23 protein-coding genes and 1 pseudogene are annotated in these 24,268 nt (G+C 33.4%); 14 read left to right on the top strand and 10 right to left on the bottom strand.

Translation table 11 applies throughout. The annotated features are described in order from the left end of the window. Positions 1–20: 20 nt before the first annotated feature. Both Q0845_RS00990 and Q0845_RS00985 read right to left on the bottom strand, forming a co-directional pair. Positions 21–629: a response regulator transcription factor gene (locus tag Q0845_RS00990; RefSeq protein ID WP_298507774.1), complete on the bottom strand. Its 609-nt coding sequence runs from the start codon at positions 627–629 to the stop codon at positions 21–23. Between the two features lie 7 nt (positions 630–636). Beyond that, complete coding sequence (locus Q0845_RS00985; protein ID WP_298507770.1) at positions 637–2,562, bottom strand: tetratricopeptide repeat protein; 1,926 nt, start codon at positions 2,560–2,562, stop codon at positions 637–639. A 154-nt stretch (positions 2,563–2,716) separates the two neighbouring features. On the opposite strand from Q0845_RS00985, the gene Q0845_RS00980 reads away from it, so the two are divergent. From Q0845_RS00980 to Q0845_RS00965, 4 genes are all read left to right on the top strand, one after another. Next, complete coding sequence (locus Q0845_RS00980; protein ID WP_298507767.1) at positions 2,717–3,340, top strand: T9SS type A sorting domain-containing protein; 624 nt, start codon at positions 2,717–2,719, stop codon at positions 3,338–3,340. Positions 3,341–3,437: 97 nt separating this feature from the next. Further along, complete coding sequence (locus Q0845_RS00975; protein ID WP_298507764.1) at positions 3,438–4,451, top strand: hypothetical protein; 1,014 nt, start codon at positions 3,438–3,440, stop codon at positions 4,449–4,451. Positions 4,452–4,671: 220 nt separating this feature from the next. Beyond that, positions 4,672–7,461: an ATP-binding protein gene (locus tag Q0845_RS00970; RefSeq protein WP_298507761.1), complete on the top strand. Its 2,790-nt coding sequence runs from the start codon at positions 4,672–4,674 to the stop codon at positions 7,459–7,461. Continuing rightward, the gene (locus Q0845_RS00965) at positions 7,458–8,090 is read left to right on the top strand and encodes a response regulator transcription factor (RefSeq protein ID WP_298507758.1); all 633 of its coding nucleotides are present in this window, start codon (positions 7,458–7,460) and stop codon (positions 8,088–8,090) included. The genes Q0845_RS00970 and Q0845_RS00965 overlap by 4 nt, the downstream gene beginning before the upstream one ends. A gap of 96 nt (positions 8,091–8,186) precedes the next feature. Here Q0845_RS00965 and Q0845_RS00960 read toward each other — a convergent pair whose 3' ends face one another. After that, complete coding sequence (locus tag Q0845_RS00960) at positions 8,187–8,384, bottom strand: hypothetical protein (RefSeq protein ID WP_298507755.1); 198 nt, start codon at positions 8,382–8,384, stop codon at positions 8,187–8,189. A 235-nt stretch (positions 8,385–8,619) separates the two neighbouring features. Between Q0845_RS00960 and Q0845_RS00955 the strand changes: the two genes are divergently transcribed. Beyond that, the gene (locus Q0845_RS00955) at positions 8,620–9,405 is read left to right on the top strand and encodes a hypothetical protein (protein ID WP_298507752.1); all 786 of its coding nucleotides are present in this window, start codon (positions 8,620–8,622) and stop codon (positions 9,403–9,405) included. A gap of 69 nt (positions 9,406–9,474) precedes the next feature. Continuing rightward, complete coding sequence (locus Q0845_RS00950) at positions 9,475–10,545, top strand: cytochrome c peroxidase (RefSeq protein ID WP_298507749.1); 1,071 nt, start codon at positions 9,475–9,477, stop codon at positions 10,543–10,545. A gap of 200 nt (positions 10,546–10,745) precedes the next feature. On the opposite strand, the gene Q0845_RS00945 is transcribed toward Q0845_RS00950, so the two are convergent. Beyond that, positions 10,746–11,774: a LamG-like jellyroll fold domain-containing protein gene (locus Q0845_RS00945; protein WP_298507745.1), complete on the bottom strand. Its 1,029-nt coding sequence runs from the start codon at positions 11,772–11,774 to the stop codon at positions 10,746–10,748. Positions 11,775–12,626: 852 nt separating this feature from the next. On the opposite strand from Q0845_RS00945, the gene Q0845_RS00940 reads away from it, so the two are divergent. From Q0845_RS00940 to sufD, 6 genes and pseudogenes are all read left to right on the top strand, one after another. Beyond that, the gene (locus Q0845_RS00940) at positions 12,627–12,956 is read left to right on the top strand and encodes an iron-sulfur cluster assembly accessory protein (RefSeq protein ID WP_298507742.1); all 330 of its coding nucleotides are present in this window, start codon (positions 12,627–12,629) and stop codon (positions 12,954–12,956) included. Positions 12,957–13,000: 44 nt separating this feature from the next. Continuing rightward, a pseudogene (locus Q0845_RS00935) lies at positions 13,001–13,404 on the top strand (four helix bundle protein). A gap of 33 nt (positions 13,405–13,437) precedes the next feature. Beyond that, complete coding sequence (gene sufB / locus Q0845_RS00930; RefSeq protein WP_298507739.1) at positions 13,438–14,886, top strand: Fe-S cluster assembly protein SufB; 1,449 nt, start codon at positions 13,438–13,440, stop codon at positions 14,884–14,886. Between the two features lie 20 nt (positions 14,887–14,906). After that, on the top strand, positions 14,907–15,356 hold the full coding sequence (locus Q0845_RS00925; protein ID WP_298507736.1) for a hypothetical protein: 450 nt from the start codon (positions 14,907–14,909) through the stop codon (positions 15,354–15,356). 27 nt (positions 15,357–15,383) lie between these two features. Next, the gene (gene sufC, locus Q0845_RS00920) at positions 15,384–16,136 is read left to right on the top strand and encodes a Fe-S cluster assembly ATPase SufC (RefSeq protein WP_298507733.1); all 753 of its coding nucleotides are present in this window, start codon (positions 15,384–15,386) and stop codon (positions 16,134–16,136) included. A 9-nt stretch (positions 16,137–16,145) separates the two neighbouring features. Continuing rightward, the gene (gene sufD / locus Q0845_RS00915) at positions 16,146–17,465 is read left to right on the top strand and encodes a Fe-S cluster assembly protein SufD (protein WP_298507731.1); all 1,320 of its coding nucleotides are present in this window, start codon (positions 16,146–16,148) and stop codon (positions 17,463–17,465) included. Between the two features lie 208 nt (positions 17,466–17,673). On the opposite strand, the gene Q0845_RS00910 is transcribed toward sufD, so the two are convergent. From Q0845_RS00910 to Q0845_RS00895, 4 genes are all read right to left on the bottom strand, one after another. Further along, the gene (locus Q0845_RS00910) at positions 17,674–18,210 is read right to left on the bottom strand and encodes a hypothetical protein (RefSeq protein WP_298507729.1); all 537 of its coding nucleotides are present in this window, start codon (positions 18,208–18,210) and stop codon (positions 17,674–17,676) included. 52 nt (positions 18,211–18,262) lie between these two features. Further along, the gene (locus Q0845_RS00905) at positions 18,263–19,081 is read right to left on the bottom strand and encodes a hypothetical protein (protein ID WP_298507726.1); all 819 of its coding nucleotides are present in this window, start codon (positions 19,079–19,081) and stop codon (positions 18,263–18,265) included. 65 nt (positions 19,082–19,146) lie between these two features. Next, positions 19,147–19,683 carry a DUF2589 domain-containing protein gene (locus Q0845_RS00900; RefSeq protein WP_298507723.1) on the bottom strand — a complete coding sequence of 179 codons (537 nt, stop codon included), beginning with the start codon at positions 19,681–19,683 and terminating at the stop codon, positions 19,147–19,149. Positions 19,684–20,062: 379 nt separating this feature from the next. Further along, on the bottom strand, positions 20,063–21,406 hold the full coding sequence (locus Q0845_RS00895; protein ID WP_298507720.1) for a serine hydrolase: 1,344 nt from the start codon (positions 21,404–21,406) through the stop codon (positions 20,063–20,065). A 246-nt stretch (positions 21,407–21,652) separates the two neighbouring features. On the opposite strand from Q0845_RS00895, the gene Q0845_RS00890 reads away from it, so the two are divergent. Further along, positions 21,653–21,925, top strand: coding sequence for a hypothetical protein (locus Q0845_RS00890; RefSeq protein ID WP_298507716.1), 273 nt, complete (start codon positions 21,653–21,655; stop codon positions 21,923–21,925). Positions 21,926–21,949: 24 nt separating this feature from the next. Further along, positions 21,950–22,213 (top strand): hypothetical protein, encoded by a 264-nt coding sequence (locus Q0845_RS00885; protein ID WP_298507713.1) that lies wholly within the window; start codon positions 21,950–21,952, stop codon positions 22,211–22,213. Positions 22,214–22,274: 61 nt separating this feature from the next. Here the strand turns inward: Q0845_RS00885 and Q0845_RS00880 are convergent, their stop codons facing one another. Together Q0845_RS00880 and Q0845_RS00875 are read right to left on the bottom strand one after the other, a co-directional pair. After that, positions 22,275–23,138, bottom strand: a complete 864-nt coding sequence (locus Q0845_RS00880) for a hypothetical protein (RefSeq protein WP_298507710.1) — start codon at positions 23,136–23,138, stop codon at positions 22,275–22,277. 133 nt (positions 23,139–23,271) lie between these two features. Beyond that, positions 23,272–24,186: a hypothetical protein gene (locus tag Q0845_RS00875; RefSeq protein ID WP_298507707.1), complete on the bottom strand. Its 915-nt coding sequence runs from the start codon at positions 24,184–24,186 to the stop codon at positions 23,272–23,274. Positions 24,187–24,268: the final 82 nt, after the last annotated feature.

The following is a 24,268-nucleotide window of genomic DNA, read 5'->3' as shown; positions in this document are numbered from 1 at the left end:
GTATTCGTTAGCGTTTTTTATCAACTCACATAGCCAAAATAAAGTGCTTTTTTCATCAAACCTACTACACTATTGACTTGTAGTTTTAAAAAGATATTTTTCTTGTGAGTTTCCACCGTATGCTTGCTTATAAATAAAGTGTCTGCAATTTGATCGGTTGTCAATTCTCGAGCAATCAATTGTATGATTTCTTTTTCTCTGCGTGTGATTATTTTTTTATTGAAATCTAATTCTTGATTCGACGCTTTGTAATCACTGTAGAAATACGGTTTATCATCTACTACTATTTGATAAATTGCTTTAATAAGTTCGTCAAAGCCTGTTTCTTTTAGCAAATATCCATCAATTCCTTTAAACGATTGTATTTGCTGAAACATACTAACAACCAATATTTTCACATCTGGATATTGCTGCTTTACAATTTTCACAAATTCCAGTCCGTTCATTTCTGGCATGGAAATATCTGTAATTAATAAATCGGGAATAGTGTCTTTTAAAAAGTGTAAAGCTTCATTAGCATTATCTACAACTTTTAAAATTTCCATATCATCTTGTTTGGAGAGGACATTAGAGATTCCATCTAAAAACATTTGGTGATCATCAACAATAACGAGTCTTATTTTAGCCATACACAGTTTATTTACTCATAGGAATTTCTATCACAACTCGCGTACCTTTGTCCAATTGCGTATCAAACGTAATGTTTCCATTAATTATAGTAACGCGCTCTTTCATGTTTTGAAATCCTATGCCTTTATGAGCAATAGTAGCATCAAATCCTGTTCCATCATCTTCATACATCAAAATTAATTCGTCATCATGTATATTTATAGATACTTCAACGGTGTGTGCTTGGGCATGTTTTGCTGCATTGCTGAGCAATTCTTGTACAATACGATACAAATGATGTTTTACTTCACTATCGAGCAGTAATGCATTTTTTTCAGGAAAAACTGAGATTTCTGTGATAAAACTATCATTGCCTTCATATTGCTGCTTCAAATCCAAAAGCAACGAAATAATGTCTTTATCTCTAAAATAGTTGGCGCTCAAATTGTGTGATAAAATGCGTAATTCTTTGAAGGTATTCGCCAATGATTGATTGACACCTTTGATCTCTGAATTGTTTATTTCGGAATTGATTTGAGTTAATCGCAAATTCATTCCTGCCAATTGCCCACCAATACCATCATGCAATTCTTTAGCAATGCGATTGCGTTCATTATCTTGTCCGTCAATCAAGGCTTGAATCTGCTTCACCTCTTGCTCTTTCTGTAAGCGTTCTTTTTCTTTTAGATGCAATTGTGCTTCTTGCGCTCGTATAGTTCGCTGCGTTTTTACACGATGTCTATAGAAAAATATCAAAATAATTAAAGGAATTGCTAAGATGATACTTGAAATGATAATCCAATTTCTGCGTGTAGCAGCCAATTCATTTTCTTTGGCTAATAAGGTAATTCGAGCATCTTTCTTTTCTACCTCATATATGGTTCGTATCTCGTCAAACTCTTTAGACTTTTTTATATTAAATAAATCTTTAGTGAGTTCAGTATACTTTTCCTGATATTCAAATGCTTCTTTATACTGCTTGTTATGAGAATATGCTCCAGGCAACAACCAATATACTCGTAACTTTTGAGCATCACTTATATATTGTCCATATTCTTTTAATGATTTTTGGTAAATACGTACGGCTTCTGGAAAATTATCTACTTCTTCATAATAAATACCCAAAGATACTTCTACATAATGTAAAGTTGAATAATCGTGCACTTGTAATGCTGTAGCTCTAGCCTTTGTTAAACATTCAAAAGCTAACTCGTACTTTCCTATATTTAAATAAATATCTCCTAAATTTGACAGCACAACACCTTGTAAATGCTTGTGTTTAATTTGATTGGACAGAGAAAGTGCTTTTTCATAATAACGCATAGCACTGTCTTTAGCATGAGCAATCTCTTTTTTTGAAGTATTAAAAAACAATACTCCTTTTACATTATAACTCCTAATTAATTCTGTTTTAAAATTATGTTTTTTCGCTATTGTGATTGCTTTTTCTATTTCTTCGAAAGCCTTTTTCTTATTTCTTTTTTCCTTGTACAACCAAGCTAAACCATTATATATTGTACTTCTTTGATGAAGGAGCGAATGTTCTTCAGTAATTCGTAATGCCTTTTTATAGTTTGTAATAGCTTTGGTATAAGAACCCTCTCTTTGCGTTAAAGATCCAAACCTATTGTACAAAAAAGCTTGCATTTCAAAATTGTCTAGTCTAGATGCTAATTCTAGTGCTTTATTTGCATACTTACTTGCTGAATCATTTTTCTTTTGAATAGAATGAATAGTACTCAGATTAAAATATGATTGTAATAGTAGAGAATCGTCTTGCAGCAATTCACTTTTTTTCACAGCTTCTAACGCAATCGAATTAGCCAATTCAAAATCGGTTTGTACAGCTTTTTCAAATTGCTCATGTAAATTAGTGATCGAGTCTACATTCTGAGCGAAACTGAATTGTACAATAAAATAGAGAATTGTGAATATATATTTAATAGTATTCAAAAAAGAGAGGTTTAGTGTTTTTACAAAAATACCATAAATTCGGTATGGTTTTACATTACTTTTATTTACAATTTTACGATATTCCAAATTTATTAAAATAATGATTATAATAAATTTGAATATTCCCAAGTAATCACTAAAAAATTGCAAACAGATGAAACAAATTAACTTTCTTTTACTTAAAATGACTTTTATGCTTGTCTTCATGTATAGCATAAATTCATATTCGCAAATTTTAACTACGCGTTGTGGAGAAGACTTTCACGGATATGGACATGCACATCAAAATTGCGAAGACGATATCGTAGTAACTTCAACTTATGACGAGGGTACAATAGGTACTGTTGTCTCAGGAATCATATATTCCGAAAATGGAAGTATCAGAATTATTCCAGGCTACAGCAAAGTAAGACTAATTCCCGAGTATAATGATGGACAAGAACATACTGCGGAAGCGCACAGAACAACAGCAGGCGGCAACGGAAATGGAGGAAATGATGGAGGTTTAGGGAGACCAACCAATGAGAATGAATTAATATTCTCTACTGTGAGCATTTCTCCCAATCCAACTAAAAGTAGCACTACATTTTCCAGTAGTTCTTCCAAAATACAGAAGTACAGCATTTACAATATGTATGGCATCAAAATTCAAGAAGAAACCTTAGAGCCAACTTTAAGCTACAGTTACAATTTTAAACATCTAAAAGAAGGTATTTATCTACTTAAAGTAGTATTAGAAAACGGCGAACAAATCACTAAATCCATTATTAAAAATTAGAAATACACCAACTAAATAAGATGACGTTGCTTCCTCAAATTTAAAAATAGGTGTAATACACTTTAAGCATTTACAATAACAATTAAAACGATATATTATGAAAAAGATACTTTTACCAATAGCATTACTAATTACAGGATTGTCTTTTGGACAAATTAGCACACCACAAGGTACTGTTACTACAACTACGAATGACACAGGAAGTACGGCTGGAAATGTAGGTATTGGAACCACAAATCCGACAGCAAAACTACACATATTTAACGGAAATCACTCTTACGGAGCCATCCTTGCAAATAGCTCTGAAGCTCCTTTCTCTCTATATACCAAAACCTTAGATAGAATTGTAAATACAGAAATGTTTAGACTAGGATTAAAGTACAACACCGATGAAAACAATGGATTCATTTCCTTTTATCGTGGTAATGGAACTTTTGGAGGTTATTTAGGTTTTTCTACAAACGGTCAGGAAAGATTGAAAATTGACACTCAAGGTAATGTTGGTATTGGAACCTCAACACCTGAGTTTAAACTTGATGTAAAAAACGGAAGCACAACTTTAAGTCAATATTTAAGATTAAGAGATTTTGATGATCCAACAAATAACACAGGTGCAGCTTTAACACAAATAATTTCTAGAGATGGAAATACCATGTTTTGGAATGGTGGAATTGTTATGGGACAATATGCTAATAATGCTTTACCAGATTTAGGCGAAGGTCATTTATTAGTCCGAGAAAAAGTAGGTATTGGAACCTCAAATTTCACACAAGATGATGGGAAACTGTTAATAAACGGAAAAATTCTTTGTGAAGAAGTGGAAGTTATACAAGATGTATTACCTGATTATGTATTTCAAAAATATTACACAGGTTCTTCTAGCCTAAAAGCAGATTATGAAATGCCAACACTTGAAGAAGTAGAAGCTTTTACCAAAACAAACCATCATTTGCCAAACGTTCCGAGTGCAGCCCAAGTAAAAGAAGAAGGCATGCAACTCAAAGAAATGACTACTATTTTATTACAAAAAGTAGAAGAACTTACCTTATACACTATAGAACAAGAAAAGCGCATCAAAGCTTTGGAAGCAAAATTGGCAGAGAAAAAATAAACAGTAGTATTATTTTGAGTTCTTTTTTTCAAAGGCTAGTTAATTATCGTGATTAACTAGCCTTTATACTATATATACATTTCTAAAAACAAAAATGAACGCAGTTAACATACAAACTGCTTTTTGTTTTGTATGATTTTCAGTATACACAAATACTACAATTTGTAGTATTGCAAGTGTTTCATAATTCTTACTTTTAAGGAAACGTACGTTTCCTTACATGAAGAAAACCATACTACATAGCATTTTTTTATTGAGTTGTTTTGTCCTAAATGCACAATATTGGACAAATCAGCACTTCAATGTGGAAAATGGATTGCCCGACAATTATACCTTTGCTATTGAAAAATTTAAAGGCGAAATCTATGTTGCTACCGATGGCGGATTGGTTACTTTTGATGGTGTCAATTTTAAACTTCACAATAGAAAAAAAATTCGATATCCAGTTTCGCTTCTCAACCAAAACGATAGCATTCTTTATATTGGTTCTTGGCTCGATGGTATTATAACCAAAGACGACCATGAGATCAAAAATTTGTATCCTGCTCGCATCAATAGAATTCTAAAAAATGAAGGCAAATCTTTAATTTACAATACATATCGCCGTTATACACTCTTAGTGCTCGATCAAAACAAAGCAATTGACACTTTGATCTACATGAATGAAGAAGTGAATACCGAAAGACGTATCGCCATAGATAAATCTCGCATTTACGTCAGCGAAGGAAAAGAAATTAAAACATACAATTGGAATGGCAAACCAACACAAGATTTTCCGTACAAACCTGAAGAAAAAATCGAAGTAATCTACAGTATTGATGACTTTTTATTTTTTGGAGATAAACAAGGTACATTATCGTGGGTTTCTAAAAAAAATCCTGAAGTAATCAATACACATCAATTCAAAAAACCATCCTCAGTTAAAAGAATTGTTCCGTATAAAAAACGGCAAATGTTAGTCCAATTAGAGCATCGTGCTGAATATAACAGTTTGTACATGCTTACTTTTGACGAAACCTATTCTAAGATTACGAACATAGAATCTATGTTGAATATCAAATATGGAATCAGTGATATTTTTATAGACTGTTCCACCATTTATATAGCGAGTTATGGGAATGGAATTTATAAAATATTTCCATCACTTTTAAAATCGTATCAAAACAAAGATCACCAAATTCCAACCACAAAATTCAGCTATGAAAATAATGCGGGAAATATGGTATTTGCTACCGAAAATATCTCTTATGTTCTCAAAGAAAATGATTCTTTTATTCAGAAAAAAAATCCATTTCGATTGAATACTATTTTCGAATTTCAAGAAGATTACTATTTATCTTCGCATGAAAATCTATTCAATTCCAAGCTAGAAAAAATTATCAAAAATCGTGTAAACAACTTTGTGCACGCAGAAAAAAATGATACGCTATATTATTCCAAATACTTTTTAATTCGGTATCATCAAGGAATTCGGAAAGATGTATACTGCATTGAATACAACGAAAAAGACAAGAAAATAAATACCGGAGTTAAGCATCATAATAACGTATTTATAGGCACACAAAATGGCATTAAAAAGTTTATAAAAAATGATGTTGATGTTTGGGAAAAAACTTTTGATTCGTTGCTGCATCAAAATTTTAAACAGCGTGTCATAAGAGAGATACTTCCACATAAAGAAGACCTTATCATCACCACGCCTTACGAAGCTTATATGTATGATGAACGTGAGGTTACGCCTGTATTATTCACAAAAGAAAATGTATATATCAACGATACTTTTATAGATGCTGCCGACAATATATACTTTGGTACGAACAAAGGATTTTGGGTGATTACGAATAATTTTCAATATCATTTCAACACAAAAAATGGCACCAATTCCAACAATATTTATTCGTTTTATCAGGATTCAAAAGGCATTATTTGGATTACTTCCGGAAACGGAATCATGGAGTTTAATCCACAATTATTAGACGTAACAATTCCGCCACAAATAGAAGTCGATAAAAAAAATATTAAAGACGATCATGTGAGTATTGCTTTTAAAAGTATTACACGTGAATTTTCGGAAGCGGTCATCTTTGAATATAAAATCAACAATTCTCAATGGCGAAGAATTCAACGAAAAAAGCTAGATATGAGCAATTTAAGACCTGGCGATTATTCCCTTTCTTTTCGTGGAAAACATTTCAATAGTGAATGGTCTATTCCAAAAACTGTTCGCTTTAGCATTGAACCAAAATGGTATCAAATTACCGTGATTAAAGTGTTGATTTTTATCGCAATTACAATCATTCTACTCGGATTTCTAGCATATCGCTTACGCGTGATTAAACGCAGAAACGAAACTCTATCAAGCGAAATTAACCGACGTATTTTTTTAGAACATAAAGTAGAAAATTTACGGGAAGAAGTTGCGCGCGATTTCCATGACGAGATTGGAAACAAAATTGCCTCTGTCATTGGCTTATCCAACAACATCAAACACAGCGAAAAAGTAAACTCGCCCAAAATTGATAAAATAGCATCGCTTTCCAAAGAAATTTATCATACAGCCAAAGACTTTGTTTGGTCACTAAATCCTAAAAATAATAATATTGATAGTTTGTGTAAATACCTGAGAGATTACGGAGAAAATTTCTTTGATCTTTTTGAGGAGATTGACTTCTTATACCAAGAAATAGACATCATTCCTATTGACATTTCATACATAAAAAGCAGAAACATTATTTTGGCTTTTAAAGAGATTTTGGCAAATATCCTCAAACATTCACAGGCCACAAAAGTTGTGTTTAAAGTACAATTGGAAAACACAAAATTCGAGATTCAAATTCAAGATAACGGAATTGGATTCAACAATAATATTTCCACACATGGAAATGGTTTAAAAAACATCAAAAAACGAATGGAAATGATCAATGCCGAAATGCATATTGAAAAATCAGAGGGTGTTTTTTACACCTTTATTTTAGACTTACAGGAAGAATTAACCAATATAAACGAATGATGAAAAAAAAGTATATCTCAGTCATAGAAGACAATGCCATATTTCGAGAAAATATGGTCGCCTATATTCAGCAACTCAACAATTATTTTTTGCTAGGTGCTTATGAAAGTTTTGAAACAGCTTTCAACGATTTTAAATCAGGAAATCATCCCGATATTGTATTAATGGATATTGGATTGCCTGGTATTAATGGTATTGAAGGTACCAAGCGCATTAAACAACAATTTCCGAAAACCGAATTGATTATTGTAACCGTTTTTGAAGATAGTAATATGGTGTTTGAAGCGTTAAAAGCTGGTGCTTGCGGATATTTAACCAAAAGTTTAGGCTTACCAGAACTCAACAAAGCATTGGAAAATTTGGAAAAAGGCGGCGCTCCGATGAGCAATAAAATTGCAAAAATGGTCGTGGAATCTTTTCAGCTAAATCATCAAGACAATACCTTATCCAAACGTGAAAAAGAAGTATTAACATTGCTTGCACAAGGAAAAACCTATAGCAATATCGCAGAAGAATTGTTTGTGTCTAAAACTACCGTTCGTACACATATTCGAAACATTTACCAAAAGTTACATGTCAACTCCAAAGCGGAAGCCATACAATTGGCAAACGAAAAGAAAATGATTTGAAAAAACTCACAGCGCAACAAATAAACCTAAGAACTTTGTGTTGCCAACTGTGAGTTTAGTAGTAAAACTAAAAAATTATCTCATAAAGATTCAATATTAGCTACATCCAATTCCTGAACACCAGAAACTTTGACAACCATCTTGTGTTGGCTCATACGTTTTACAATCTTTTCTGCGCGTCCAACAATCACACGTCCAAGTTTCAGGACCTTTTCCTGTGACTTCATTGCTTTCAAAATTTGAGATGACATTTCTCTTCAAGTTCAATTTGTTTTTCATTCCTTGTTTTTTCATAATGTTTTGATTTTATGTTTGATTCAAAATTAGTTCGGAATCCAAAACGCAGAATCGTTCAAAATGTAGGATTCTCCCAAAAGCCATCTATTTCCTTGAAAAATAGTACAAAATGTAGTAGGTTTTACCAAGTCCATATTCTCACAAAAAATAATGGCAAAATGTTTTTTATGATTTTGATATTTCTGCGGTTAGCTGTAGTTTTATAAGAATCAACTTCGACACCAAATCATTGATGAAAATTGACGGAAAAACAGCTATGTATGCCATTTTAGGCGATCCTATTGCGCATGTTGCAGCTCCCAGACTGATGAATGCTATTTTTCAGGAAAGTAACGAGAATAAGGTACTTATTCCATTTCACGTACACGATAACGGATTGCAATCGGTTGTAGAAGGATTAAAGAATATTCAAAATTTTAAAGGCGCGGTAATTACCATGCCACATAAAACAGAAATCATCAAATATGTGGATGAAGTGTCAACAGAAGCACTTCGTATTGGAGCTTGCAATGTAATTAAAAGAACTCCCGACGGATTGATAAAAGGAACACTTTTAGATGGAAATGGTTTTATTGAAGGATTAAAAAAATATAATTATACACTTACAGAAAAACATATTTTTTTACTTGGTGCTGGCGGTGCTGCTGCCGCAATTGCATTTGCTTTGTGTGAAAATGGAATTAAAAAGTTGACAATTTACAACAGAACTGACACCAAAGCTTTGCTACTAATTGAGAAATTAAAACGCTTTTATCCTTCGATTGACATTTCTTACAGCAATCATATTTCAAATGATATTGATGTTTTGATTAATAGTACTTCGGTTGGTATGAAAATAAGTGATAAACCTGTATTATCATTGACAAATTTAAACCCAAACACACTTGTTGCCGACATTATTACACATCCTGAAATCACTTGTACTTTACAAAAGGCGAAAGAGCTTGGATGTACCATTCATACAGGAATTGAAATGCTTGAAGGGCAAATTAAACTCATAAAAGAGTTTATGGACTAGGAATTGTAAAGCTTCATACAATATGAATTGTTGCCCAATCACAAGACATTTGGTATCTTAGCAACTGCTATGAAATTCAACTATTACATATATGTATTTGTTGCGCTCCTATTTGTGGCGTGCAAAAACGAACCGTATGAGGAAATTCCCGGACAACAAACTGGCGAATTCCAAAATGTGCCGTTGGATTTTAATGTGCCTTCTAATTTTCCGCCTTTGGTGTATGATATAGAATCGAATCCGCCGACAGAAACTGGTTTTGAATTGGGAAGACGCTTGTTTTATGAAGGTCGTATGGCATCTGATAATGTAGTTGCCTGCGGATTTTGCCATATTCAAGAATTTGCCTTTACACATCATACACATATTATCAGTCACGGCGTTGATGGCGCGTTGGGAAGCAGAAATGCACAACCGTTACACAACTTAGCTTTTCAAAACGAATTTACTTGGGATGGTGCTGCCATCCATTTAGATACACAACCTATCATTCCAATTACGAATGAAGTGGAAATGAACGAAACATTTACCAATGTTATCGCAAAACTACAAGCACATCCAGATTATCCGCGATTGTTCCGTGAAGCTTTTGAAAATGGCGAAATCAACTCAGAAAATATCCTAAAAGCGCTATCACAATTTATGGTAATGATGGTGACTGGAAATAGTAAATACGATAAATTCCGTCGTAATGAAGGAAATGTAACACTAACTGCCAACGAAACCCAAGGTATGGAATTGTTCAATCAGAAATGCGCTTCCTGTCATGCTGGTGAATTGTTTACAGATCAATCCTATCGTAATAATGGATTGGCTATTGATCCGCAATACAACGATATTGGACGCGCGCGTGTTACAGGATTTCCAGCAGACAATTACAAATTTAAAGTACCCAACCTTCGAAACATTGAAGTTACATTTCCATACATGCATGATGGACGTTTTGCGAGTTTAGAAGATGTGTTGGAACATTACCGAACTGGCATCAACAATACTGAAAACTTAGATCCTATCTTTCAACAAACTGACGGAAGTTTAGGAATTCCGATGACTGATGAAGAAAAAGCCCGCATTATTGACTTCTTAAAAACCTTAACCGATACGGATTTTATTTTTGACCAGCGTTTTTCGGAATTTTAACGAGGTTCGCATTACTTAAATTCCTATTGAGCGAAGTAGAAACACAATTCAAAAAAAATAGCGAACAACCGAAGTCATTCGCTACTATCTTGTAAATAAGTCTGATAAATTTTAAATCACTTCAAACGCAGTCTAGAAACATACCTAAACAATCTTTTTCTTTTGAATCTCAACTGCGCATGATTTGATATTTAAATTGGTTATTTCTTAATAAACTTCAACGTTCTGTTACCGCTTAACTTTAAGAAATACATCCCATTTGTTAAATTGTCAATAGCAATTTCTTCATTGTTTGCTACTGTTCCTCTTTTTACAACAGCACCAATTGTATTGTAAATTGTATATGCTTCGTCAACTTTTAATCCATTGATTTGAACAAAATTCTTTGCTGGGTTTGGATACAAATTTAATCCTTCAGTAGCTGCTGTAAACGTTTCAGTAGATAATACTGAATCTGCCACTGTATGTACCCAATTTGAACAAGGTCCTAGTCTAAAAACATTCCATAAATCACCTGGACGTGAATTTCCTGTATGATCTACTAACTGATATAATATCCAATTATCTGTATCAGGAATTCCTTCATTACACTTGAAGTATTGAATTAAACCTGTTGAAGCAACATCTATTTCCATGTTCATTCCAATATTAATTTCTGAAGCTGTTCTTATAGTATTCCATACTCTTACTTCATCATACGCACCTCCAAAATACGTATTTTCATATTCAGAACTCGCCAAGCGTGCATCTACATTATTCCCAAATACAGGTGTAATTCCATTAGCAGTAGCTTCCCAATGTCCATCAACATACAACATTAATCGACCTATAGTAATATCAAAAGTAACTGCAACATGATGCCAATTTCCATCATTGATAGCTCTAGTTCCAGTAATTGTAGTCCAATTATTTGTATTGTTTGCAATTCCAGCAGTCACGAATCCTGTAGTAGCATCTCTTTCAATAAAGTATCCTTCTTTTGCTGTTCCACTATCATAGTGTTTAGCATACATGTGCTTTCCTCCGTTTCCATTGTCTTTTACCCAAAATTCAATGGTAAAACTATCGTTGTTAGCGTTGGTTCCAAAAATTCCTGTCTCTGTCGACCTGTATACTGGAGCAAAGTCATTGACACCATCAAAGCAGATGGCATATCCCAAGACTTGTGCATTGGCACTAAAAATGCCTGCTGTTAAAAATGCTAATAAAAAAATGTAATGTTGTTTCATCTGTTTACAATGTTTTAATTAATAATAGGGGTTAATAATTTAATTGTCTTTTTAAAAAATATTATCGCAGTAGTTTTATTTTGCGAACGAGACAAATCTAGTAGTTTCAAGGGATACCGAGACACAGAGAATTACGCAATTGATAACAACAGGTAAAATTACATAGCACAATTCTTTCACTTCTAATACGACTTTCATCTACATGTTTTACATATTTTTATATTCAGTTCGTAATCTTTTATGTAAATTCCATAGAACTAAAAACATAACTGTCACACAATCAGCATTTTAATTAAAATATAAGCATGAGTTTATAAGCAAAATATTCTTACAAATACAGCTGCTTTTCTAGAATCAATATTAACATAAATTTAACATTTAAACTATTCATAAAGCACTGAATATTAGGGTTTTTATAGGGTTTTCTGTCGTAGCATGTATTTATTTTTTAGAAATGACAACAGATCCATTCTTTTAGAAACTATGAAAGATTGCAAACAGTATTAGCTATATCGTGCATGAAAAAGATAAAATAACCATCTAATGATTTGCTGAATTATCAAAACGGTTTTAAGCAAAATTGAAGGTCAAAAAAAAAGCAAAAATCATTGTGTAATTTGCAGCTTCTATTCCTAAAAACAAACTGTAACACGCTTACTTATTGGCGCAAAAGTTATTGAATTACAACATAAATAAACGCACTACAAAATTGCAAATGCTCTTCAAAAAAAGACTCAAAAAATCATCATCAAAAAATTCTATTGGATAATTTATTATATAAATGTTAGGTTTTTTAAAATAAAGCGGCAAATAGCGTATCTTTGCAAGTACAAATTAAATGTAAATTAAAAAATGATAACAGTTTCAGACACAGCCCGTAAAAAAGTAGTGGAGCTCATGACCGATGATGGTTTTGATGCCGTTGCTGATTATGTTCGTGTTGGCGTGAAAAGCGGTGGATGTTCCGGACTATCTTATGATTTAACATTTGACAAAAGTCAAAAAGAAGAAGACAAAGTATTTGAAGACAATGGTGTGAAAATTATTGTAGATAAAAAAAGCTTCTTGTATCTCGTAGGAACCACGTTAGAATATTCTGGTGGATTGAACGGAAAAGGATTTGTTTTTAACAATCCAAATGCACAGCGCACTTGTGGTTGCGGAGAGTCGTTCTCTTTGTAATGTTTGTTCAAAGTTCAATGTTTTTGATTCAAGGTTAAGTTCACATGGCGACTATAAAACAGTTTGAAGATTTAGAAATCTGGAAAATAGCTAGAACACTTTGTCAAGATATTTTTGAAATAGCGAACAGCAATACAGGGTTAAAAAATGATTACAAACTCTACAATCAAATAAATGCTTCTTCAGGTTCAATTATGGACAATATTGCTGAAGGATTTGAGCGAAACGGGAATAGAGAATTTATACAATTCTTATCAATTGCAAAAGCATCTTGCGGAGAAACAAGATCACAATTGTATAGAATTGTAGACAGAAAATATATTACAAGTGAGAATTTTGAACAATTAAAACAAAAACACTTGTATTAAGTAAAAAAATAAGCGCATTTATAAATTATTTGTCAAAAAGTGACATGAAAGGAAGTAAGTACAAAAACACACAACCTTAAACATCGAACTTTAAACTTTGAACAAACAAAAGAATGAGTAAATATACTGAAGAAGAATTACAAAAAGAGCTGGAAACCAAAGAGTATGAGTACGGTTTTTATACCGACATTGAAAGCGATACGTTTCCAAAAGGTCTCAATGAAGATATAGTTCGTGCCATTTCAAAGAAGAAGAATGAACCTGAATGGATGACCGAATGGCGATTAGACGCTTTTAAAATTTGGTCAGAAATGGAAGAGCCAGAATGGGCAAATGTACATTATGAAAAACCAGACTTTCAAGCAATTTCGTATTATTCAGCTCCCAAAAAAGCAGATCCAAATAAAACTTTAGATGATGTAGATCCTGAGTTGTTGGAAATGTATAAAAAATTAGGAATCTCTATCGATGAACAAAAGAAACTTCAAGGAGTTGCGATTGATATTGTAGTCGATTCGGTTTCTGTAGCTACAACATTCAAAAAAACATTGGCCGAAAAAGGCATTATCTTCTGCCCTATTTCTGAAGCCATTCAAGAACATCCAGAATTGGTTAAGAAATATTTAGGAACTGTGGTTCCTAAAAAAGACAACTTCTATGCAGCTTTAAATTCAGCTGTATTTACTGATGGATCTTTCTGTTATATTCCAAAAGGCGTTCGTTGCCCGATGGAATTATCAACATACTTCCGAATCAATGAAGCTGGAACTGGACAGTTTGAGCGTACGCTTGTAATTGCTGATGAAGGCAGTTATGTAAGTTACCTTGAAGGTTGTACTGCTCCGTCACGTGATGAAAACCAATTGCATGCTGCTGTTGTAGAATTGATTGCGATGGACGATGCCGAAATCAAATATTCTACAGTTCAAAACTGGTTCCCAGGAAATGCAGAAGGAAAAGGTGGCGTTTACAATTTTGTAACCAAAAGAGGGTTGTGCGAAACCAATTCTAAAATTTCTTGGACACAGGTTGAAACAGGTTCCGCAGTAACATGGAAATATCCAAGTTGTGTATTGAAAGGTGACCATTCGGTTGGAGAATTTTACTCCATTGCAGTAACTAACAACTACCAACAAGCAGATACTGGAACAAAAATGATTCACCTTGGAAAGAATACCAGAAGTACGATCATTTCTAAAGGTATTTCTGCTGGAAAATCACAAAACAGTTATCGAGGTTTGGTGCAAATTGCTTCCAAAGCTGAAAATGCACGTAACTTCTCGCAATGTGATTCACTCTTAATGGGAAATAAATGTGGTGCACACACGTTTCCATACATAGAAGCAAAAAATAAAACTGCACAAATAGAACACGAAGCCACGACTAGCAAAATTGGAGAAGACCAAATTTTCTATTGCAACCAACGTGGAATTGATACTGAAAAAGCAATTGCTTTAATTGTAAACGGTTTCAGTAAAGAAGTGTTGAACAAATTACCAATGGAATTTGCTGTAGAAGCACAAAAATTACTAGAAATTTCATTAGAAGGTTCTGTTGGATAATCAATCATAAATATTACAAAATGAAAAAAATCTATTTCATCTTCGCACTTAGCTTACTCATAGTAAGTTGTGGTAACAATTCTAAATCTGAAGAAAAAGCGAACGAAACAGAAACAAAATCTGAAACACAAAACGAATCGGGAATTACAGCGACGCGTACTGTTGGAGATGTCAATGACACATTTTCTGGAATGTTTTTATATCTAGACAGTGAAAAAGCCGCTGTTTTACAAACCGCAGGAAGTATTATGTACGGCGTGGTTATTGACGAAAAAATGCATGAGCTTAACAAGCAATGTCAACAATTCAAAAAGAATGCTCACGATATGGTTCCTGTTGTTGTTAGAGGCATCAAGAAACCAAATCCAGTAGAAAATGCTTGGAAAGAAGTCATTGAAATTAAAGAAATTCTTTCGGTACAACAACCAAGCGGACAAGATGGTACTATCATCATCACAAACAATCAATAATTCGATTTAAAAAATATCACATTTACAATGTTACACATAAAAAATCTACACGCAGGTATTGAAGAAAAAGGAATTCTGAGAGGAATTAACCTTGAAGTAAAAGCAGGAGAAGTACATGCGATTATGGGACCAAACGGATCAGGTAAAAGTACTTTATCATCTGTTATTGCAGGAAAAGAAGAGTATGAAGTTACTGATGGAGAAATTTTCTTAAATGGAGAAAATATTGAAGAATTAGGTCCAGAAGAACGCGCACACGAAGGCGTATTTTTATCATTTCAATATCCTGTAGAAATTCCTGGAGTTTCTGTAACCAACTTTGTAAAAACAGCGATCAACGAAACACGCAAAGCAAAAGGTTTGGAAGACATGCCTGCAAGTGAAATGCTAAAGAAAATTCGCGAGAAAGCTGAATTGTTAGAAATTGACAGACGCTTTTTATCTCGTTCATTAAACGAAGGATTTTCTGGTGGAGAGAAAAAACGTAACGAAATTTTCCAAATGGCCATGTTAGAGCCAAAATTAGCCATCTTAGATGAAACTGATTCTGGACTAGATATTGATGCCTTGCGAATTGTTGCCAATGGCGTGAATAAATTACGTAGCAAAGACAATGCAGTTATTGTCATTACACACTACCAACGTTTGTTAGATTATATCGTACCAGATTTTGTTCATGTATTACACAACGGAAAAATTGTAAAGTCAGGAACCAAAGAATTGGCCTTAGAATTAGAAGAAAAAGGATACGATTGGATTAAGCAAGAAGCAACTATTTAAGCAGCATACATGGAGTTAAAAGATAAATTATTGTCATCCTTTATGGTTTTTGAAGATCGTGTAAACCATCAGTCAAAAAACATAAATGAAATCAGAAATACTGCGATTAAAAACTTTCAGCAAAAAGGATTTCCTACCAAGAAAGATGAAGATTGGAAATATACTTCGTTGAATGCTTTGTTGAAGCACGATTATACGATTTCTCCACAGCAAGAGTCTGCTATTGAGTTTAAAGATGTAAAGAAATATTTTATCCACGATATTGATACCTATAAAATTGTATTTATTGATGGAAAATATAGTTCGTTCCTTTCGGAAACAACACATGACGGCATTGATGTTTGTTTGATGAGTTCTGCACTGAACAAACCAAAGTACAAGATCATTATGGATTCATACTATAACAAAGCTGCAAAAGCTGATCATAGTTTGACTTCTTTGAATACAGCTTTTGCTTCGGAAGGTGCTTATATTCATATTCCAAGAAATAAAGTAGTTGAGAAACCAATACAAATTGTACACTTTTCTACCGGAAATGAAACTTCAGTGATGTTGCAACCACGTAATTTGATTGTGGTAGATGAAAACTCACATGTGCAAATTATTGAGCGTCATCAAAGTTTAACATCTAATGTAGTATTGACAAATTCAGTAACAGAAGTTTTTGCCAATAAACGTGCAATTGTTGATTATTATAAGATTCAAAATGACAATCAAGAAGCTTCTTTGATTGATAATACGTTTATTTCACAAAAGCAAAGCAGTAATGTGTCTGTACATACATTTTCTTTTGGTGGAAAGTTAATACGTAACAATCTACAGTTTTTCCAAAGAGGAGAACGTATTGATTCTACGATGAAAGGAATCACTATTATTGGTGATAAGCAACATGTAGATCACAACACATTGGTACATCATATTGAACCAAATTGTGAAAGTCACCAAGATTATAAAGGTATTTTTGGCGATCGTTCTACGGGAGTTTTCAACGGAAAAGTAGTCGTAGAGAAAGAAGCGCAAAAGACAAATGCATTTCAAGCAAACAACAATATTTTAGTAGACGATAAAGCAACTATTAATACCAAACCGCAATTGGAAATTTTTGCAGATGATGTAAAATGTTCGCACGGTTGTACTATTGGTCAATTGGATAAAGATGCATTATTCTATCTACGTTCACGCGGAATTCCTGAGAAGGAAGCAAAAGCATTACTAATGTATGCTTTTGCTAATAACGTTTTAGAAAGCGTGAAGATAAACGCCATTAAAACTCGAATCAACAAGTTAATTGCACAAAAATTAGGTGTAAATTTAGGATTCGATCTATAAAGGAAAGAAAAAGAGAAATGAAAATCCCGAAGTGAAAGCTTTGGGATTTTTTTATGCGTTTTATACAGGTGCCGCTTCAAGCGCAGTCCGGAAACTAAAGAACATTTCTGTTTCTATAGCATCTCGACTGCGCTCGATTTGACATTCATTTTCATAGCATAGAAAATTAAGCAACTCAATAACTACGCATTATTATATTGAAAGTAGCTTATAGTTGTACTTCTTCCGCAATAATTCTGTAAATATCTACTTCAGGAAGTACTGTTTGCAATTGTATGGCTACAGAACTAAATTGCGGGTCTTGGCGTAAACGTTTCCAGGTATTTTTTACATATTGATTAAAGTTTTCTCGTGTTCCTTTTTGGTATGCAGGATCTTCTTTCACCATGACTAAAATTTGCTGAATAGTCTCTCTTCCTTGTGTGAGTTTTGTTTTAATAGGCTCGTGTAAACCTGTTAGCATTTCATGTGCATTTTCTAAACAATGCGCTCCAACCATCATTAAATGTCTTCTTTTTTGCGGAACATCTTTCGCTTTTGCTACAAAAAGTTGATTTTGCAAAATACTCATGCGGCTCGATTCTACAAACCCAAACTGCTTCAACACTTCTTGATTTTCTGAAAGCCAACGTTCAATCTCTGCTAAAAAGCGAGAAGATTTGGAACGAAGCAATTCAGAAATCAAGCCTACTTTAAAAATAGAAGCCTCAAAGAAGGTATTTTTTTCTATTATACTTGTTTTCATTTGTTTCTGTTTTGTGGTGCTTCATACACAATTTGCATGAAGTACAGTGAGTTTATTGGTAATCTAACACTTGTACAGCATTGCCATTTTCATCAACATCTGTTGTCCATTCCATAGCATCGTCTGTAATATTGACTTTAATACTGATTAAGCTTGCTGGATCGTTGATTTCTTTTAATCGTTGTGTTTCTATAATTACAGGAAGCTCTTCAATTTCTGGTGATTTAGGCTGTAAATTGGCTACAATTTCTGGCACTAATGCATCTCTATATGCTTGTTCTTCCATATATGCTGTACCTACAAAAGCAAAAGATACTTCTGCAAATTTGATTGCTGCTTTATTTACTGCTACTGAATAATTGTTTGATGATGATTCAGCCGAAGCCTGTTCTGTTGTTCTTACATCTTCTGTTTGTACTGTTCTGCTAGCAGAATCCGTAGTTGCAGCTGTATCAGTTTGTGGTGTAGCTACTGCTTGATCTGCTGCGGTTGCTTGACGTAAATCAACAACGGCTTCTTCAGATTGTGCTTGTGCTTTAGAAATTACTTGTGGTTTGATACTTTGTAAGTATGCCGCTTGATCTTCTGTCTGATTTGGATATATGTCATCCATTACTTTATAGAATGCTTTTTCGTATACATCTTGAATTTCTCTTTCAGTATATTCTCTAGTAACAGTTTGCGTTGTATCTACCGCCACTGGAATTGTAAGCTCCATGTCTTTGATACGAATATTGGGAACTGCAAAATGCTTTAGCATTGGATTTTGAATATATTCTTGCGCAATAGCCAAGGTTTCAATATCTGATTGCACTTTTGCATTGGTGACTTCTTTATAAATCTTTCCGATATAATCTTTTAATGTAATCATTACTTTTGTTTTTTAGCGAGGAAACCTCCGGAGAGGTTTCCTTCATTAGTTTTGTGAAATTAGGTCTAAGCTTCTCTGATAGACTCTTCAAGCATATCTAATACTCTACTCATTCCTGCTGGCATTTCATCTTGTACTGCATGAATTTTAACATTCATACTGTATGAACGCTTAGCTTCATCAGAGTATGAGGTTTTCTTTTGGTACGAATAACTTCCTTTGAAATTAAAACGACCAAAAGCCCAACGTAAACTTAATTCAGCGCTTAAATCTAACTTGTGTGAAGCAGTTGTTTCTACTTTTGTTACACTTGAGATTTTTGCGTTAAAATCAATCGTAGTATCTGCTACACGTAAGAAAGGAATTGGTACAATTGTTAACAAAGGTGTTGTCAACTTCACTAAAGAAACGGTACCACCAACATCTTTAAGGTAATCGAAAGAAACTGTTTTTACAGTTCCATCATCGTTTAATCCTACTTCATTGATAAAATCTACTGTTGATAAAGCTGCTGCTGCTTGCGCATCGATAACTGCTGTTAAAGGTTTCCCTAACATTGCACTGAAATTGATACTTGCAATTTCATTTGGACTAACTGGCATAATTGTAATTTTTAAAATTTTTCACCTACTCTTTGTAAAAGGCTTTTCGGCTTTCTCCTTGGGTTGTAAAAAAATAGTCGCGAACAATTTCTTACAAGGTTTTAAGCTTAAAATTATATTCTTCCGAAAGAATTACAATGCAAATATACAACAAATGTTTGTAATTTAAAACATATTACATCATTATTTATTGTAAAAATACAAAATATCAGCAATATGTTGCAATATGTTCCTGTGTATAGAAAGTTGCACAGAAAAGTGTTGTATTTATGAAGAATTTGATGATTTTGTGCATCAAAAAAGAGATGTAAAATACGCAAAAAGCATAGAATACATCTCTTTTATAGGTATATGATTACTGTAGTTACAGTAGCTTTTTTTATTGAATTGAATTACAGATTTCGCTCAAAAATTTATTGAAGTCCAGTTCATCTTTTCCAACCAATCCGAAACGCACGACTACTAAATCTTTTGAAGGAATAATGTAGACGCGTTGTCCTTGATATCCGTTGGCAGAATACATGCCTTTTGGCACATCTGGATGAAATCCGCCAGCATTGAGCCAAAAATGACCTCCGTAACGTCCATTGGAAGTTGGTGTTGATTTTGTGATATAATCTACCCAAGAATCATCAAAAATACGTGTACCATTCCAATCGCCTCTGTGTAAGTATAGCAATCCGAATTTTGCCCAATCGCGTGGTGTTGCCCAAGCATAGGAAGAACCTACATAGTTTCCTTCCATGTCAGCTTCTATAAGCATTGAATGCATTCCTATTTTATCAATAAAGTTGTCATATGGAAAATCTAAGTATTCTTGATGCGTATTAAATTGTTTACGCAAAATTCCCGAAAGCAAGTTTGAAGTTCCTGACGAATAATTCCAAGTTTCGTTTGGCTTTCCTACCAAAGGTTTATCTATTTGCGAAGTTGTCATATCTTTTTCAAGAAAGAGCATTTTGGTAACATCCGATATTTTACCATAATCTTCTACCCATTCCAAACCACTATTCATCTGTAATAAGTTGTGTAGTGTAATATTGTTTCGCTCATCCTTTTTCCAAGCTTCTACTGGTGCTTTGTCCCACACATTTAGTTTTCCTTGGTACTGCAAAATTCCGTACATCGTACTCAATAAACTTTTTGTCATGGACCAACCCAAAAACTTAGAATCTTTATTGAAGCCTTCTGCATATTTTTCCGAGATGATTTGATCTTTATATAAAACCAATACAGCACGTGTTTTTTTAACATCTTCTCCTTCTACCTTTGAAAATGCATAGTTTACAGCGCTTTCAACTTTACCATAATCTACATTAGAAAACGTAGTATCTTTTTGTTTCATGTTTCCGTATGGATACGGCGACATGCGTGCAATGTTTGTACGATGTGGCACTGGAGTTTCTTGTGTCACATCATAATCATCATCAATGAGTACACTTCCTAAACCTTTTCGATATATTGCTTTACGCTCCATCAAACCATATACAGAAGCAGAAGCATATTTCTTTTTGATGTCTACAAAATCTCTCGCAATATTGATTGGTGTAAAACCATTATCTGTACTATCTGTAAACGCAGGTGCTCTTCCAGCCACAAAAACAGAAGAACTCATATTTTTTGCCGAATAGCCAGAAATAATATTCAATTTAGAATAGTTAAATGCAACTAGTATTACTATAAGTACAAGTATAACCGCTAAAATTTTCAAGGCTTTTTTCATCTTCTCTTCTTTGATTTTTTTAGTACACTAACATATTGTTTTTGTCAATATACATGAGTTCACTTTCAAATATATTAAAATGAAAATTATTGCAACGGTTTTCATGGTGTTTTTCCTAATTAAAAAACAGGAAAAGCACTCATAAAAAGTATCCAGAAAGCTGTTTATCAATCTAGTAAATAGAATCACCTTTGTAAAACTGTTACGTAACGGTAAAGAAGTATAATTTTTAAAAACTTGAAAACCATGAAAAAAAACAAGAGAAGTTTAAAAAAGTTGACACTAAACAAGAAGGTAGTGTCTAAATTGAAAGGACAACAAGCCAATGGAGGTACTGGTTCATATACAGTAGTGATTTGTCCTATTGAAACACGTTGGAACTGTCCTATTTTGACTGCAAATTGTCCGCAAACATGGATTTGTCCTATTGATACACGTTGGAATTGTCCAATTGATACTTTAGCATGTCCTATTGATACAATCGCTTGTCCTATTGACACAGTTGGTTGTCCATTTTAATTAATCCATTAAAATTTTCAAATCATGAAAAAAAATAAAAAGAGTTTAAAGAAGTTGACACTGAATAAGAATATTGTGTCTAATTTAGAAAAGAGTCAAGTGAGTGGAGGAACATTCCTTACGGCTGCTTGCCCAGTGACTTTGTTTTGTCCAACACGTTTTTGTTTGACAAGATTTAATTGCGAAACACTGAATATTATTGAGTGCGGAACGATTCAAACTGTTGGAGGTCCTGGTTGTCAATCAATAGTAGACGGATGCCAATCTGCTTTAGGTTGTCCTTTCTAAAAACAAGTATATAAAACTATAGTTTGGGAGCTGCTGTAATAGGCAGCTTCTTTTTTGAGTATTAATTTGCAAAAGTTTGTAGATAATTGCGTAAGTCCTGATCTTTTTCTAAGACCATTTTTTTCTTTAGGCGATATTTGTGTGTACGTACACTTTCTTGATTGATTCCTAAGATTAAACGAATGTCTTCATTGGACATGTTCATTTTAAGATAGCAGCAATATTTTAGGTCTTTTGAAGTAAGACACGGAAATTTAGCGCTCAGTTCTTTTAGGAAATTAGGATTTACATTTTCAAAATAATGTTTAAAGTCATCCCAATGTTTTCGATCGTTGCGTGTCATTTTGATGGTATTGACAATAGACATTAATTGTGTTTTGGTAGAAGCATCCACATTGCTATACAATTGTTTGATGCGATCTTTAATTTTATCTAACACGGCTTTTTTTTGATCAAGTTCAAGCGTGTAGCGTGTTAAATCTTTACTTTGCTCTTCAGATAGTTTTCCTTTTGGCACAAATGTTTTTGATAATGAAACGGCTTGTGTTTTTTTGATCAAGTTTAAAATTCCAAGAATGTTAGTTATAAGATTGTTTGCCTGCATTCCATATTCAAACGATTGAGTAAACACGACTAAGTTTTCGCGAAATTGCAAGTCTCGACGTTCATTTCTAGAACGCAAACACACAATAGGAATTGAAAAATCACGATTATACGACAATAAGGAATTAATTACATTTTGATGGTCTCTAAAACTCAAAATAAGTAAAACTGGCTGAATGGATTTAGAAAGTTGCACAATGTCTGACACACGTGTTGCTGTAATAAAGCTATACTGATCCATCGTTTGCAAACTTTTTAAAATAGTTGCTAACGAAGATGAAGTATCGCTTCCAATAAGTATATTTTCGTGTGTTGTCATCACTATATTTATATTTCAAAAATGTAATAGTGTATTATTGGGGAATCACATCAAAAATGGTAATTTCAAATGTAGAATTAAAAGTTTTAAAATAATACGGTAGAAATACTTGATTTTGACGTTTTACTGTTAAAATTTAGTACACAATGGTTCCCATAAAGATTCGAGATCTACCTTCTCCATCATTTTGCGCCCAAACTAATCGCGAACTATCTGGTGAAAACTTAGCATGTTGTGCTGCAAAATTAAGGTTGCTTACAGGAATCATTGGCGTGCTCGGCTTGCTTAAATCTACCCTTTTTAGAAAAATTTGAAGTGGCGTCTTTCCTGATTGTGATTCAAAAGCCATGACACGACCATCACTGCTAAACCAAGGAGCACGGCCGTTAACATTCTTAGCTGGAGAAGAAAATATTATGGGTTTATTATTTCCATTTTGAAGATAGACTTTATTATTTTGCTGATTGTACCCACCACTTGTTATTGGTTGTCCCGCATACGCAATTAAGTCTGAATCTACAGGGTTTACAGTTCCCATTCCTGACCAATACCCTTTATATGTTAACTCTTTAGATTGTAAAGAATTGATATTTACTTTTAAAAGTTTTGGTTGTTGATTTGAGTAATCAGTAACTAATAACTTTGGTTCATTGGCATACCATGCTGGATAAAATAGTTCTGCTTTTGCATACCCTGTAACTGTGAGTTGCTGCGCACTATTATTTGCTCCATTTTCGTCTAAAAGCATGATTCTTCCATTTGGCAAATTACCTTTCGGGAAAACGCCTGTAAAAGCAATTTGGTTTTTGTTTTGTTTTGAGTTCCATGACCAAGAAGCTCTAGAACAGCCATATGTATTGCTTTTATAATACACACTTTCTATATTGGTGTTTATATCAACTATCCAAAATTCTTGTATGTTTATACCGTTTCCTTTGCGTTCAAAAAGAACCGTATTTCCATCGGGACTAAAACAAGGACGGCCATCAATATAATGTTCGTTTGCATAGGCGCCAGTTTGTGTTATCGGAATAATATCAATGACTTTCATAATATGAAATGGTTGGTTATTCCAAATATAGAAAGGAGAATTGGTTATAAATAGCGTGATACTACGTGATTATTTTTTGTAA

Source organism: uncultured Kordia sp. (assembly GCF_947489565.1).
Classification (GTDB): Bacteria; Bacteroidota; Bacteroidia; order Flavobacteriales; family Flavobacteriaceae; genus Kordia.
This window is presented reverse-complemented; position numbering and strand designations above follow the sequence as displayed.